The sequence below is a fragment of the Bradyrhizobium sp. USDA 4502 genome, from assembly GCF_054063355.1.
This window is the reverse complement of the sequence record NZ_JBSSGF010000001.1, coordinates 7,073,489-7,088,451: the sequence shown is the minus strand read 5'-3', so window position 1 is coordinate 7,088,451 and position 14,963 is coordinate 7,073,489. Positions and strand designations below refer to the sequence as shown.

Below are 14,963 nucleotides of genomic sequence, written 5' to 3'. Positions count from 1 at the left end.
TGCACTGCGGGATGGAGGGGCAGAAGGTGAGGTGGACCGCGTGGCAATCTGCCCGTGGCCTCACTTCTTGTTTGAGCACGGTCTATTCGGAAAACCGGTTGGATCACGCTGAAAAGGACGGTTCTCCGGCGATGGCACAAGCCCCAGCAATGGCTCACGGCACCCCGACCGCATCAGGTCACGGGCAGGCGAAACCCGGCGAAATCGCCATCGGCGTCATCATCGGACGCACGTCGGAATTCTTCGATTTCTTCGTCTATGCGATCGCCTCGGTCATCGTGTTCCCGAAGCTGGTGTTCCCGTTCGTCAATGAGCTGACCGGCACGCTCTATTCGTTCGGCATCTTCGCGCTGGCCTTCGCCGCGCGGCCACTCGGCACCGTCATCTTCATGGCGGTCGACCGCCGCCACGGCAAGGGCGCCAAGCTCGTCATCGCGCTGTTCCTGCTCGGCACCGCCACTGTGGCGCTCGCGTTCCTGCCCGGCTACGACACGATCGGCGTCGCGGCGATCTGGCTGTTGGCCGCCGCGCGCGTGCTGCAGGGCATCGCCTGGGGCGGCGCCTGGGACGGCCTTGCCTCGCTGCTGGCGATGAATTCGCCGGCAAACCGCCGCGGCTGGTACGCGATGGTGCCGCAGCTCGGCGCGCCGCTCGGGCTGATCGTGGCGAGCGCGCTGTTCGCCTTCTTCGCCGGCAACCTCTCGGCGGATGATTTCTTCGACTGGGGCTGGCGCTATCCGTTCTTCGTCGCCTTCGCCATCAACGTGGTGGCGCTGTTCGCGCGGCTGCGCATGGTGGCGACGGATGAATATTCCGAGCTGTTCGAAAGCCGCGATCTGGAGCCGGCGCGGGTCGGCGAGACCATCGCGCAGGAGGGCCGCAACATCCTGCTCGGCGCCTTCGCGCCGCTGGCGAGCTTTGCGCTGTTCCACATGGTCACGGTGTTTCCGCTGTCCTGGGTGTTCCTGTTCACCAAGGAAAGCCCGGTGCGCTTCCTGATCATCGAGATGATCGGCGCCATGGTCGGCGTCGCCGCGATCGTCGCCTCCGGCATGATCGCCGACCGTGTCGGCCGCAAGCCGCTGCTGCTGGGATCGGCGGTCGCGATCGCGGTGTATAGCGGCTTCGCGCCGCAGCTGCTCGACGCCGGCGCGTTCGGCGAAACGGTGTACATGGTGCTCGGCTTCGTGCTGCTCGGCCTGTCGTTCGGTCAGTCGTCGGGCGCGATCGCCTCGAGCTTCGCGCGCAACTATCGCTACACGGCCTCGGCACTGACCTCGGATCTCGCCTGGCTGTTCGGCGCCGGCTTTGCGCCGCTCGCGGCGCTGCTGCTGGCGACGCATTTCGGCCTGATCTCGGCCGGCGCCTACCTGCTGTCGGGCGCGGTGTGGACGCTGCTGGCGCTGTGGCTGAGCGGATTGCGCGAAGCCGAGGGTTGAGCTCTTCTCCTTCCCCCTGAAAGGGGGAAGGTTGGGATGGGGGTCAGCCACAGGCTCCGCTGCAAGCGGAGAGAGCAGATCCCCACCCGCTTTGCTCTGGCGAGCAAAGCGACCTCCCCTTTTCAAGGGGAGGTGGGCTAGCGGAACAATCCGTCGACGCGGAACGAGTAGCCCAGGCCGACGATGTAGTTCGGTGAGTTGCGGTTGAGTCCGAACGCGACATGGAAGTCGACCTGCTGGGTCGGCGTGATCTGGTACAGGCCGCCGGAGTTGATGAGCTGAGTCGGCCGCGTGCCGTCGGGATAGTCGCCGACATATTCGGTGAACACGCTGATCCGCTCGGTCAGCTTCTTCTCGATCACGAAGGTCGCTTCCGACATGTGCCGGCCGGTCAGCTCGGCAGGGCGGAAGAATTCCGTGAACATGCCGCTGACGCCCCAGCCGTCATGCAGCGCCCATGACCATGGCAGTTGGAGATAGGGCTGCGCGCCGCGCCCGGCGATCTCGGCAGCGCCCGTCGGCAGCGCGACGCCGGCCGTGATCGAGAGGTCGAGCTTCCCCGGCAGCGGACTGATCTGCCATTTGATCCCCGGCGCGACGTCGGAAAAGCCCGAGGCGCCGGGCGATTTCACGGTGCCGACATAGCTCGGCAGGTCGACCAGCACTTCGAGGCAGGGCGCAATCCCGAGCCGCCAGCGGCTATTGCTGCCGTCGATGCTGCGGCCACTGCTGCGGCCGGTCAGGTTGATGCCGTTCTCGTTCTGCAAGCTCCCGACCGGCACGACGATACTCGAATTGGTGACGTCGGGCCGGTCGGTCGCGATTTCGTCGCTCGGCTTGGGACAGCCGTCCGCGCGCGCGGCGGTGGCTGCTGCGAGTGTGAGCGCAGCAAGCACGCACCCGAGTTCGGCAAGTCGAGCGACGGCGCCGAACCGATTCTGAAACACTGGGGATGCTCCAATAGCCCGGCGCCGCTGCGGAGGTGGCAGCTTTCGATAGAGATCGGCGGCGCGCGGGGAAATTCCCGGTTGGCTCAAAAATCTTCGTCAGTCGTCGGCGGCGCGAGCGCGCGACATTTTAGGGAATAGAATGGCAGCATGGCTGCTCCTGTTGTGGTGGCAAACAGGAGAGCCCCGGGAATGACCATTCGTTCGATCGCAGGCGTGCTGGCGCCGCGGCAAGCCAGAATTGCCGCGATGGCGGCCATCGCGATTCTGCTCGCCCTGAACAGCGCCCGTGCCGCGGGAGATGCGGCGCGCGGCGCCACGCTGTACCAGGGCTGCGGCGATTGCCACTCGATCGACAAGAACGACGTCGGCCCGATGCACAAGGGTGTCGTCGGCCGCCTAGCCGGCTCCGTCGCAGGCTACGACTACTCGCCGGCGCTGAAGAACTCGAAGATCGTGTGGACCGAGGAGAATCTCGACAAATGGCTCACCGGTCCGGACACGATGGTTCCGGGCACCAAGATGTTCTACGAGGTTCAGGATCCGAAGGATCGCGCCGACATCATTGCCTTCCTCAAGGAGAAGGCGAAGTAGCGGGCTATCTCTCATGTCGTCCCTGCGGAAGCACTAGTGCATCTACGCGTTTGTCGGGCCATTTGCGAGGATTTGGAAGCGGGCCATTCCGGTGTGGAAGGTGATTGGTCCAGGTGGACGGTGGGAGGCGTAGCCGGTCCATCCGCCGAGTTTTGCGATGATCCATGCCGCCCAAGCAAGAGTGTTGGGGCGATGGTGGTTTTTCTGAAGCTCGGTGCGACCTTTCATGGTTTTGTTGATGGCCCTGAGCGTCTCGATCTCTTCTGCGGTGAAGACAAATTCAGCCGGCAATTCTTCGCCACTGTTGCGGGCCTGAACGAGTTGAATGACGATACATGCCGCTCTGGTGGCGACCGCCACGAGCTTGATCAGGCCTTCGGCGCTCTCGATCTGACTATCCTCGATGCGCAAACCCTGGCTCTTCAGCGAGCGAAAGAGTTGCTCAATGATCCAGCGCTGGCGGTACCAGGAGACGATCTGCCAGGCGTCTTTAACGGTGGCGACCGGATGAGTGGTCAGGAGCAGCCAGCGAATGGGCTCCGCACCTCTCGGCGGATGCAACTCGACCACTTCTACGAAGCTGAGTTTGATGCCCTCCGCCAAGTCGGTGACGCCGGGCCTCTGCGGCCGCTTGAGCACGACGGTTCCGAAGCGCATCGAGAGATGGGCCTGCCGGCCGCGCCGATCCATTCGCTGCGGCAGATCGATCACCGCGTTGTCGCAGAAGCGGCTCCGCTCGACCGCCTGATAAAGTGTGTCGCCATCGACCAGCGCATGGTCGTGCATGGCACGCGACAGAAGATGGACATTCTCAGCTGGCGTCAGCGCCCAGTGAGCAAAGAAATCCCCCTCGCGGTCGTTGACGACGGTGATCATGCGGGCATCTGCCAGGACGTCGCGGCCTTGCTCGGCGGCCGTCACCCAGCGCGCCGACTCCTTGTCGGCCAAGGCGCGCCGCTCATGCGGGATTTTTACCTTGCCTTTGCGCGTCCAAACGTTGCCGCCAGTAAGGCCAAGACAGACCCCGCTGTCGGCATCCACCGCCATCATCGCATGCAACAGCACGCCGCGAGCATTGCCCTTGCCGACTTTGCCCAGCCCGCGCCGCCGTCCCGCCTGGGTCTGGAACTTGACCTCGCTCGTATCCTGGATCGCCAGCACATGACGCCCGCTGACCGCAGTCCGCGTCTGCGCGCTCCAGCCCTCAATCAATTTATCGATCGTGACTTGGGGGTTGTTCACAAACCGCCAGAACGCCATATTGGCAGCCCAATCGCCCCGGGCCATCTGGCGCAAGCAGACGCTGCGCGTGCAAAGCATAGCCCGGAGAAGCGTCGCCCCCTTTTGTCGAGACGAACGTCCCCGAACTCACCCAAAGACAAATCCGGCTGCATCGCTGGCGCTCCTTCGAATCAAAGCGCCAGTGAGAGAATCATACAACATGCTGCAGAGACGCCACTTCTTGCTGCACCGAGTCAATCTGTCGCGCCCCAAAACCGTGTAGACACGCTAGTGCGGAAGCAGGGACCCATAACCACCGGAATACGTTGTTAGGGCGCGCTGTGGCCCCAGCTTTTTTCAATCAATCGATAGCTGTGGTTATGGGTCCCGGCCTTCGCCGGGACGACAGCGGTAGTGAGGCGCGAGCGCGACACCTCGCAACCTCAATCCACCACGATCTTGACGCGGTCGCGCGGCTTCACCTGGGCATGGGCGTCGAGGCCGTTGAGCACGCGGAAGCGCTCGGACGGGTGGTCGACGCCGGACATGCGGTGCGACAGCGATTCCACGGTGTCGCCGGGCTGCACGTTGATGACCTTGATGCGCAGCGGGCGCGCGGCCTGGATCTCGTCGAGCGTCAGGCGGCGGAACGAGTTGACGGTCTCGCGCGCGTTACGCTCGCTCTCGGTGGACTTCTGCTTGGCGGCGAAGATGAAGCGGTAGACGTCGCTGCCGAAGCGCAACGCATAGACCTTGAACTGCCACTGGTCGCCATGCGCGGTGGCCGACGCCGCCGGAAAGCCGTTGATGTTGAGGTCCTCGGTCGAGGACTTCTCGACGCCTTCCATCCAGCCCGAATTCAGGTAATCGCCGAGCGACTGCTCGGCCGGCACCCGCACCACGTCGAAGCGCATCGCCTGGCTGCCGCCCTCGCGCACGCCGATCACCGCCTGCGCGGTGTTGTCGAGCGTGAAATTATCGGGCGCGGTGAAGGTGAAGCCGAGCTTGGGATGCAGGAAGCGGCGGCCGCGCACGAACCCTTCGCTGGGATCCTCGCCATAGACGATGTTGTCGATCGCGGCGAGATAGGTCTCGCGATCGCGCTCGTTGCTCTCGGGCGACGAGTATTGCCGTGCGGTGGTCTGCGCATTGTTGATGCGCTCGGGCGTTGCCGGATGCGACGAGGTGAAGTCCTGCGCGCGCGGATCGAGCGCGGTCTTGCCGATCTTGAGCGCAGCATTGCGCTCCATCGCGGTCAGGAAGCGCGCCGCGCCGTAGGGATCGAAATGCGCGCGGGCGGCGATCCCGACGCCGATGCCGTCGGCCTCGAATTCCTGCTGGCGCGAGAAGCTCGCCATCGTCAGCTTGGTCTTGGCGAGCGCCAGCGCGGTGAGATCGGGATCGGTGCTCATGTCGGTGACGACGCGCGTCACCACCGCCGCCTGGCGGGCCTGGTCCTCGCGCATCGCCGCGTGCTTGGCCAGCACATGCGCCATCTCGTGGCTCAGCACCGAGGACAGCTCGGAGGTGTCGCTGGCGAGCGCAATCAGGCCGCGCGTGACATAGAGCTGGCCGGTCGGCAGCGCGAAGGCGTTGACCGCGCCGGAATTGAGGATGGTGACCTTGTAGGCCTGGTCGGGCCGTTCGGAGGCGGCGACCAGCCGCTCGACGGTCTTGCTGATCAGGGCCTCGAGCTTCGGGTCGTCATAGGCGCCGCCATAGGACGACAGGATGCGCTCATGCTCGCGTTCGCTCGTGGGCGTCTGCTGCACCACGCGGTTCGGCTTTACCGGCGCCGCCGCTGCCGTGGGCGCGGCCTGCTCGAACCGGCCGACATTGCCGCAGGCCGACAGCGTCAGGGCGGCGCAGACGAGCGCCGGCGCAGCCAAAAGGCGGCGGCCAGTCCCCTCTTCACGCCGTCCTGCGCGCTCAATCACGTCAAAAACTCACAAATTGTCCCGTAAAAAGACCGGGGCAGGGCCCCTGGGTTTCTTGAGTCCCTTGGGCCTCTAGTTCCCGCCGAGCACTTCAAGCTGCCCCACCCGGAGCAGTTCGATTCGCGGCCCACGTCGTGCTTCCACCCAGCCTCGTACACGAATCTTACGATTTTCCAGAGACTTGGGCGCAAGCCCGGCCGCCTCGAACGCAGGGACTATGCGCCTTGAAATAGTCGCGGCAAAGTCCTGAGTCCAGTTTCGACCGAAATTCAGGTAAGTCGTCGCGCCCGCCTGACGCACGGACAAAACCCTGCCCTCGACCACTGTAAAACGCCCGATCCCGGTCAAAATATCGGCGGAGCTTTCGGCGTTTTTTATGACGGTGGCCTCGGCCCAGGTTCCCGATCGGGCGGCCCTTGCCTCGGCCTCGGCCGCCATCAGCGCCGCAGCACAGTCCTTGTCGGCGACCTCGGATGACGCCACAGCGAGGCCCTGGCGCAGCAGCTCGCTTTGCACGGGCTTCTCACTGCCTTCGAGGAATGCGTAGGCCGGCTGCCGGCCATAGCGGTCCGGCGTGTCATCCTGTCCGCGCAACGTCACCTCGCGGCCGACCAGCAGCGCCGTCAGTGCAGCGATGGTCTTCGCCTTGTCGGCCACCTCGATACCGGCGAGCTTGACCTCACGGCCGTCGTCCAGCCGCAGGCTGCGCGCATCGACGATGGCGGCGACGCGACCCTCACCCTGAATCTCGAAATTGCATCCATCCGCTTCGGCGCGTCCGCTGCACGCGCCGATCGCGAGGACGCATGCTGTCATCATCACCGCCCACGGACGGCGACGCCATGCTCTATCGCGTGGAGGCGTCATACGGCACTCGTCACTTCGGCGCGCTCCGCTCGGAGCGTGGTCGCCAACAAGGACAGTCTGACGGAAAGATCGCTTCAGAGCCACCACAAGCGAAGCGAGATCGCATCGAGGATGCCATCGTTGATTCGGTGGTCAATTTTTCTGCGGCGCTTCTCATCGCGTGCACAGGCGAGATTCGTGTTTCACATCAATGCGTGCCTGTCGCGGGACGAACTCGTCTTCAGCGCGCCTTGTCGTGACGAAAATTGCCGTCCGATCGTGCGTCGAGCGGCCCTCACACGCGTCAACCTTACCCATTCATGATCGCAACTCCGTGCGCGGAATGAGAATTCGTTATTGTTGCCAATGACTTGCGGCGCAAGGTAACTATTCGGCAATTTTTTGAAAGGCGACCGGTTGCGGTCGCTCACGCATATTGCCGAGGTCCTTGTGTCGAATCCCGTTGTTCTGACGCTGACGACCAGCGATCCGCTCCACGATTATCTCCAGCTCTACAACGCGATCTCGGCGATCAGCGTCGGCGGTGGTCTGGCTGCGGCCAACACCGATTACGTCATCAACTTCTCGCTCTCGTCCGGCGCGCGCACGCTGCAATTGCTGGACGATCTGCCGGCCATCAATCTGATGAACGGCTCAACGCTGACCTTCGACGGCAACTCCGACTACAACAATCAGCTCGGCGGACAGGACTATAGCGACGTCATCGACGCGCGCGGCTACCAAGGCTTCGTCGTCACATCAGGCACGGTGACGTTCAAGAACCTCACGATCGTCAACGCGGTTGCGAGCGGCGGCAATGGCGGGGTCGGCGGTGGCGGCGGCGGCGCGGGTCTTGGCGGCGGCTTGTTCGTCGGACAGAACGCCAACGTCACGCTGAACAACGTCAATTTCGGCAGCAACACGGCCAAGGGCGGCGATGGCGGCGTGGTCGATCCGGCCGGTGGCGGCGGCGGTGGCGGCGGCATCGGTGCCGACGGCGGCAGCGGCAATGGTGGCGGCGGTGGTGGCGGCGGCTTCGGCGGCCAGGACTATTACGGCTATCACGGCAATGGCGGCAGCGGTTACAGCGAGGCGGGCTCCGACAGCCAGCATCCCTCGACCGGGGCGCAGACCGCGGGCGGCACGCCGGCGACGATCGAAGGTGCGGCGGGCGGCGGACAGGGCGCCGACAATTACGGCGGCTCAGGCTACGGCGCACATGCCGGCGGTGGCGCGAGCGGCGGCGGTGGTGGCGGCGGTGTCGGTGGTGGCGGCGGCGGTATCGGCGGCGCCAACTCGGTGGGCGGCGGCCCCTCGGGCATCCTGATCGGCTTCGGCGGCGCCGGCGGCATGGGCGGCGGTGGCGGCGGCGGCATTTATGGCGGCGGCAATGGTGGTTTCGCCGGCGGTGGCGGCGGCTCCGGCAACGGCAGCGGATACGCGCACACCGGCGGCAATGGCGGTTTCGGCGGCGGAGGCGGCGGTTCGAACGGCACGCCCGGCACCGGCGGCTTTGGCGCGGGCAGCGGCTCGCTCGCCGGCGGCGGAGGCGGGGGCCTTGGCGCCGGCGGCGACATCTTCGTTCAGCAAGGCGGAACGCTGACCGTCATCGGCGGCACCTTGATGGATGCCACCGAGACCGGCGGCACCGGCGCCAACGGTGCCGGCAACGGCTCCGCCTATGGCGACATCTTCATCCAGGGCACGATGGTGGTCACGCCGACGCACGCCGTTTCCACGGTCTTCGAGGGATTGCAGACCGTCACCACGCTGACGATCGGCGACAGCATCGCCGATGAGCGGGGCATCAGCGGCAGCGGCACCACTGGCAAGCTGGTCGTCTCCGGCGGCGGTACGCTGACGTTGACGGGTGCGAGCACCTATGTCGGCGGTACGCAGATCGATGCCGGCAACACTCTCTCGATCACGGCCGACAACAACATCGGCGGTTCGGCCGGTGCGCTGATCCTCAACGGCGGCACGCTGACCACGACCGGCGGCTACACTTTCACGCACGATATTCAGCTCACCGCCAATGGCGGCACCTTCGACATATCGTCCGGCACGATCGCGGACACCGGCTCGATCAGCGGCTCCGGTACGTTCATGCTGTCCGGCGCCGGCACGTTGCAGCTCGGGATGGGTCAGCTCGCGGGGCTGACCGGGACGTTCGGTCTGAGCAGCGCGCATCTGTCGCTGACATCGAGCGGCACTTTCGACGACACGCTCTCGGTCACCGGCAATTCGATCCTGTCGATCGCGAACGGCAAGACCGTGTCCGACACGGCCCTCGTCACCGGCAGCGGCAATCTCGGCGTCGATGGCGGCGGTACGCTCGTGCTTGGCCATGCCGCCAATACCTACGGAAGCACGACGATCTATTCGGGCACGGTGTGGCTCACCGCGGCCGGCGCCGCCGGAACCGGCAACATCTCGTTCACGACCGGCATCGCCGGCACGCTGAAGATCGACAACGCCGCGCTGAGCGGCAATGCGTTCGCCAACACGATCGCGAACTTCAATCCCGGCCAGCTCATCGACCTGACCGGGCTGCAGTACAACACCCAGAATCCGTCGCTCAACACGGTCAGCCTGTCCGGCAACACGCTCTCGATCTCGAACGGCACCACGACCGATACGCTGACCCTTGCCGGCGTCGGCGCCGGGACCAGTTTTCAGCTCTCGCAGGATGCCAACGGCGGAACGATCGTGCAGGTCGTCTCGACCCGCGTCTTCAACGTCTCCAACGTCGCCGAGCTCAATGCGGCCATCCTGCAGATGGATTCCGGCGGGCAGAACGCCGCGCCGAATGCCAACTACACAATCAACATCACTGCGAACTTCAGCCTGACGTCGGAGCTGTACGCGCTCAATCTCTTGAGCGGATCGAGCGTCACGATCAATGGCAGCGACGGCCACGGCGGCACGCATACGATCGACGGCCTCAACGCCCAGCGCGGCTTCTTCGTCTATGCGGGCAACGTCAATCTCGAGAACCTGACCATCCAGAACACGGTGGCCGCAGGCGGCGGTGTCGTTCGCGGCGGCGGCGGTGGCGGCGCCGGGCTCGGCGGCGCGCTGTTCGTCTCGTCGAACGGCAGCGCCACCATCGACAACGTCACCTTCCACAACAGCGCCGCGATCGGCGGCAACGGCGGTGCCGGCGGCACTGGCAGTATCAGCTCCGGCTACGGCTTCGGCGGCGGCGGCGGGATGGGCGGACGCGGCGGAAGCAGCGGCGGCGGGGGGATCGGCCTCGGCGCTCAGGGCGCGGATGATGATCTCTTCAGAAACGGTTCACCGGGCATTGTCCCCAACACCGCTGGGGGCGGCAAAGGGAGCGACGGTTACCTGGTCTCGATCGGGGGCGGGACCGAGCTTTACTGGTATGGCGGAGCAGGCGGCGCCAACGGTGGAGGCGGTGGCGCGGCGGGGTGGATCGGCAGCGGCGTCCGCGCACCCTATGGTCCGGGTGGCGGTGTCGGCGGCGGCAACGGGGCCGATGGCGGCAATGGCGGCTTCGGTGGTGGCGGCGGCGATGGCGGCAACGGCGGCTTCGGCGGTGGCGGCGGCTACAATGGCGACGGCGGCTTCGGTGGCGGCGGTGGCATCGGCGGTGTCGGCGGCTTTGGCGGCGGCAATGGCGGCACCAACGGCAACGGCGCGCCCGGCGGCGGTGGCGGCCTTGGCGCGGGCGGCGACGTCTTCGTCCAGCAAGGCGGCTCGCTGACCATCAAGAGCGGCTCGCTGTCGAACGATTCCGGCTTCAGCGCCGTCAAGGGCGGCACCAATGGCATCGGCCAGGCCAGCGGCTCGGGTTTCGGCTCCGGCATCTTCATCCAGGGCAACAACAATCTCAGCTTCACGCCGGCCAGCGGCCAGACGCTGACGGTTGCCAACGACATCGCGGACCAGAGCGGCAATGGCGGCACCGGTGCCAATGCGGGCATTGGGGGCCTCGCCATCAGCGGCGGCGGCACCGTCATCCTCGGCGGCAACAACACCTACACCGGCAACACCACGGTCAGCGGCGCCGGCACAAGGGTGTCGATCTCCGCCAACGTGAATCTCGGCGCGGTCACCAATGTGCTGAAGCTGGGCGACGGCACCGGCATCAGCTTCACCGACGGCTTCACGCAGACCCGCAACATCACCGTCGCGGGCGATCCGGTCTTCAATGTCGCGGCCGGCGAAACCGTTACCCAGAGCGGCGTGATCTCCGACGGCGCGACGCCTGGTGATGTCGAGGTGACCGGCGGCGGGCGGCTTGTGCTGTCGGCGCACAACACCTATTCCGGCGGCACCGTCATCAAGGGCTCGATCCTCGAGCTGGCGGCGAGCGGTGCGGCGGGAACCGGCGCGATCGCCTTCACCGACGGCAGCACCGAAAAACTCGTGCTCGATGCTGCGGCATTCTCCGGCACCTCGTTTGGCACGTCGATCACCGGCCTTTCCGGCGGCGACACCATCGACTTCGGCAACATCGCCTATGACACCACGGCGACGCTGTCTTATGCGAACGGCGTGTTGCTGGTGAAGAGCGGCAGCGGCACGACGCTCGCCTCGCTGAACCTGAGCTTTGGCGCCGGCGCCTCGGCCGGCTCGCTGCTTCTTGGTTCCGACGGCTCGGCCTCTCCGCATCTCGAGATCCGGTCACAGGCGAGCATCGCCTCGGTCACGGCTGACACCACCGATCATCTCACGACGCTGAACGCCGGCAAGGTCGTGACCATCACCGTCAACTTCAGCAATACGGTGAGCGTGACCGGCGCGCCCGAATTGCTGCTCAATGACGGCAAGGCCGCGACCTATCTCAGCGGCAGCGGCTCGCAGGCGCTGGTGTTCAGCTACACGGTGCAGGACGGTGACAGCACGTCTGATCTGCAGGTGCAGAGCCTCTCGCTCAACGGCGGCACGATCAGGGATCCCGGCGGCCAGGACGCCGACGTGACCCATGCGGCGACCGATTTGCATCTCGTGATCGACGCGATCGCGCCGACCGTGTCGGTTGCGGCGAGTTCGACCGCGCTGCTGGCCGGGCAGACCTCGACCGTCACCTTCACCTTCTCCGAGGCGGTCACCGGCTTCGCGTTGACGGACACGACGGTGAGCGGCGGCGCGCTGAGCAACCTCGTGCATGTCGGCGTCAACGCCGCGCACCAGGACATCTACACGGCAACCTTCACACCCGACGTGACCAACGCCGAGGCGGGCTCGGTGCAGGTCAACGCGTCAAGCTATACCGACAGCGCCGGAAACGCCGGCGCGGCAAGCAGCGCGATCAGCTTCACCGGTGATACCAAGGCGCCGACGGTGGCGGTTGCAGCCGATCACACCACGCTGGTTGCCGGCGATAGCGCGGTTGTCACGTTCACCTTCTCCGAGGCCGTCAGCGGCTTTGGATTGGGTGATGTCGCCGTCCAGGGCGGTACGCTAGGCAATCTCACCCATGTCGGCGTCGATGGCTCCGGCCACGACGTCTACACCGCGACCTTCACGCCCGATGTGACCAACACCGAGGCAGGCTCGGTGCAGGTCAATGCGTCGAGCTATAGCGACGTTGCCGGCAATTCCGGCTCGTCGAGCAACACGATCAGCTTCAGCGGCGACACCAAGGCGCCGACCGTGTCGGTTTCAGCTGACCATGGCACGCTGCTCGCCGGCCAGACCGCGGTCGTGACCTTCGCCTTCTCCGAGGCCGTCGCGGGCTTCGCGCTCGGCGATGTCAGCGTCAGCGGCGGCGCGCTGGGCAGCCTTGTCCATGTCGGCGTCAACGGCGCCGGCCAGGACATCTACACCGCGACCTTCACGCCCGACGTCACCAACGCCGAGGCTGGCTCGGTGCAGGTCAATGCATCGAGCTATAGCGATACGGCCGGCAACGCCGGCGCCGCCAGCAACGCCATCAACTTCACCGGTGACACGCTGGCGCCGACGGTCTCCGTCACGCTCAATCCCGACACGGTGCTGGCCGGCGACCTCTCCGTCGCGACCTTCACCTTCTCGGAGACCGTGTCGGGCTTCGCCCTTGGCGACATCACCGTCCATGGCGGCGCGCTGAGCAATCTCGTGCATGTCGGGCTCGATGGCGCTGGGCAGGACGTCTACACCGCGACCTTCACGCCCGATGTCAGCGACACCGAGACCGGCTCGGTGAAGGTGAATGCGTCCGGTTACAGCGATGTGGCCGGCAATGCCGGCGCGGCAAGCAACACCGCGACGATCGGCGGCGATACGCTGGCGCCGACGGTGTCGATCGTAGCTGACCGTAACGCGCTGCTGGCGGGCCAGACCGCGCTGGTGACGTTCACGTTCTCCGAACAAATCGCGAGCTTCGCGCTCGGTGACGTCACGGTGCATGGCGGGGCGTTGGGCAATCTGGTCCATCTCGGCGTCAACGCATCGGGCGAGGACGTCTACACCGCAATTTTCACGCCGGACGAAAGCAACACTGAAGCCGGTTCGGTACAGGTCACCGCGTCTGGTTACACCGACGTCGCCGGTAATAGCGGCGCGGCCAGCAACGCCATCAATTTCACCGGCGATACCAGGGCCCCGACCGTGTCGGTTGCGGTGAGCCCGAGCACGGTGCTTTCCGGCCAGACTTCGGCCGTCACCTTCACCTTCTCCGAAGAGATCGCGGGCTTTGCGCTCGGCGACACGGCCGTCGCCGGCGGCACGGTGACCAATCTGGTCCATGTCGGGCTCAATGGTTCAGGCCAGGACGTCTACACCGCGATCTTCACGCCTGATATCAACGACGTCGTGGCGGGCTCGGTCCGGGTCACCGCCGCAAGCTATGCCGACGTATCAGGCAATACCGGCGCGGCGAGCAATACCGCGGCGATCGGTGGCGACACGCATCCGCCGACGGTATCGGTGGCGGCCGATCATACCCTGCTGCACGCCGGCGACACCGCGCTGATGACGTTCACCTTCTCCGAGGCGGTCGCCGGTTTCGGACTCGGCGACGTCACCGTCCATGGCGGCCTGCTGGGCAGCCTCGTCCATGTCGGCATCAATGGCGCAGGCCACGATATCTACACCGCGACCTTCACGGCCGATGTCACCGACCATCTGTCGGCTGACCTTTCGGTTGCCGGGGCGAGCTACACCGACATCGCCGGCAATGCCGGCGGAGCGAGCAATGCGGTCAGCTTCACCGGCGACACCAAGGCGCCATCGGCGCCGACGCTGGCACTGCACCGCGACACCGGCGTCTCCAGCGCCGACCACATCACCAGCAATCCGCTGATCGATTACACCAAGTTCGATGCGGCCGACACGCTGCGCTACAAGGCCGACGGCGCGTCGGGCTTCTCCACGGCGGCGCCGGTCTTTACGACTGATGGTATGCACTCCGTCACGGTGCAGGAGGTCGACGCCGCCGGCAATGTCAGCGCGTCGTCGAGCCTGACGTTCACCCTCGACACCACGGCGCCCCATTTCACCGGGATCACGGCGACGCCCTCCGGCGGCGTCGCGGCGCCGGGTTCGCTGGTGCAACTGACGGTCGGGTTCAACGAGGCGGTTCACGTCAATGGCGGCACGCCGAGCCTGACGCTGAACGATGGCGGCACCGCAATCTACGACGCTGCGGCAACGGCGTTGCTCGGCGATTCCTCGAAGCTGGTATTCGATCACATCGTGTCGTCGACGGATCGGGCCGGCTCGCTGGCGGTGACCGGCTTCGCCGCCAATGGCGCCGATGTCGTCGACCTAGCCGGCAATGCGGCCTCGCTTTCGGCGGTGTCCGCCGTGTTCGACGCCCTGCATATCAACGAGACCATCGTGCCGGCCTACACACTCGGCGCCATTACCCGGCCGGAATTGCATCTGGATCTCGGCGGTCGCATCATCATGGATGCAACGGCATCGGCATTCGCCGGACATTATGGCATGCAGTATCTGTTCCTCGGCCTGCCGGCGGGAACGCCCCATCAGACCGTTCCCGACTTTCATCTCTGATCGCAGCGCAG

The 14,963-nt window shown here is 65.8% G+C and carries 8 protein-coding genes; 4 read left to right on the top strand and 4 right to left on the bottom strand.

What is annotated here, in order from left to right; genetic code table 11:
* The first annotated feature begins 149 nt into the window (after positions 1 to 149).
* The gene (locus ACVW1B_RS33055) at positions 150 to 1,439 is read left to right on the top strand and encodes an MFS transporter (RefSeq protein ID WP_253606115.1); all 1,290 of its coding nucleotides are present in this window, start codon (positions 150 to 152) and stop codon (positions 1,437 to 1,439) included.
* A gap of 137 nt (positions 1,440 to 1,576) precedes the next feature.
* Here the strand turns inward: ACVW1B_RS33055 and ACVW1B_RS33050 are convergent, their stop codons facing one another.
* Complete coding sequence (locus tag ACVW1B_RS33050; protein ID WP_253606117.1) at positions 1,577 to 2,386, bottom strand: transporter; 810 nt, start codon at positions 2,384 to 2,386, stop codon at positions 1,577 to 1,579.
* Positions 2,387 to 2,578: 192 nt separating this feature from the next.
* Between ACVW1B_RS33050 and ACVW1B_RS33045 the strand changes: the two genes are divergently transcribed.
* Positions 2,579 to 2,980 (top strand): c-type cytochrome, encoded by a 402-nt coding sequence (locus ACVW1B_RS33045; protein ID WP_253606119.1) that lies wholly within the window; start codon positions 2,579 to 2,581, stop codon positions 2,978 to 2,980.
* 42 nt (positions 2,981 to 3,022) lie between these two features.
* Here the strand turns inward: ACVW1B_RS33045 and ACVW1B_RS33040 are convergent, their stop codons facing one another.
* The 3 genes from ACVW1B_RS33040 to ACVW1B_RS33030 form a co-directional block, all read right to left on the bottom strand.
* Positions 3,023 to 4,267 carry an IS4 family transposase gene (locus ACVW1B_RS33040; protein ID WP_456794172.1) on the bottom strand — a complete coding sequence of 415 codons (1,245 nt, stop codon included), beginning with the start codon at positions 4,265 to 4,267 and terminating at the stop codon, positions 3,023 to 3,025.
* A gap of 377 nt (positions 4,268 to 4,644) precedes the next feature.
* Positions 4,645 to 6,138 carry a M48 family metalloprotease gene (locus tag ACVW1B_RS33035; RefSeq protein ID WP_253606121.1) on the bottom strand — a complete coding sequence of 498 codons (1,494 nt, stop codon included), beginning with the start codon at positions 6,136 to 6,138 and terminating at the stop codon, positions 4,645 to 4,647.
* 72 nt (positions 6,139 to 6,210) lie between these two features.
* Positions 6,211 to 6,957: a thermonuclease family protein gene (locus ACVW1B_RS33030; protein WP_253606123.1), complete on the bottom strand. Its 747-nt coding sequence runs from the start codon at positions 6,955 to 6,957 to the stop codon at positions 6,211 to 6,213.
* On the opposite strand from ACVW1B_RS33030, the gene ACVW1B_RS33025 reads away from it, so the two are divergent.
* Entirely contained in the window at positions 6,945 to 7,244 is a 300-nt protein-coding gene (locus tag ACVW1B_RS33025; protein WP_253606125.1) for a hypothetical protein, read from the top strand. The two genes, ACVW1B_RS33030 and ACVW1B_RS33025, sit on opposite strands and share 13 nt — an antisense overlap.
* 190 nt (positions 7,245 to 7,434) lie before the next feature.
* Positions 7,435 to 14,952, top strand: coding sequence for an Ig-like domain-containing protein (locus tag ACVW1B_RS33020; protein WP_309145004.1), 7,518 nt, complete (start codon positions 7,435 to 7,437; stop codon positions 14,950 to 14,952).
* Positions 14,953 to 14,963: the final 11 nt, after the last annotated feature.

Coding starts and splice junctions, on each gene's coding strand:
- ACVW1B_RS33040 (WP_456794172.1), bottom strand. CDS start 4,267: ATGGCCCGGGGCGATTGGGCTGCCAATATGGCGTTCTGGCGGTTTGTG.
- ACVW1B_RS33045 (WP_253606119.1), top strand. CDS start 2,579: ATGACCATTCGTTCGATCGCAGGCGTGCTGGCGCCGCGGCAAGCCAGA.
- ACVW1B_RS33030 (WP_253606123.1), bottom strand. CDS start 6,957: ATGATGACAGCATGCGTCCTCGCGATCGGCGCGTGCAGCGGACGCGCC.
- ACVW1B_RS33025 (WP_253606125.1), top strand. CDS start 6,945: ATGCTGTCATCATCACCGCCCACGGACGGCGACGCCATGCTCTATCGC.
- ACVW1B_RS33055 (WP_253606115.1), top strand. CDS start 150: ATGGCTCACGGCACCCCGACCGCATCAGGTCACGGGCAGGCGAAACCC.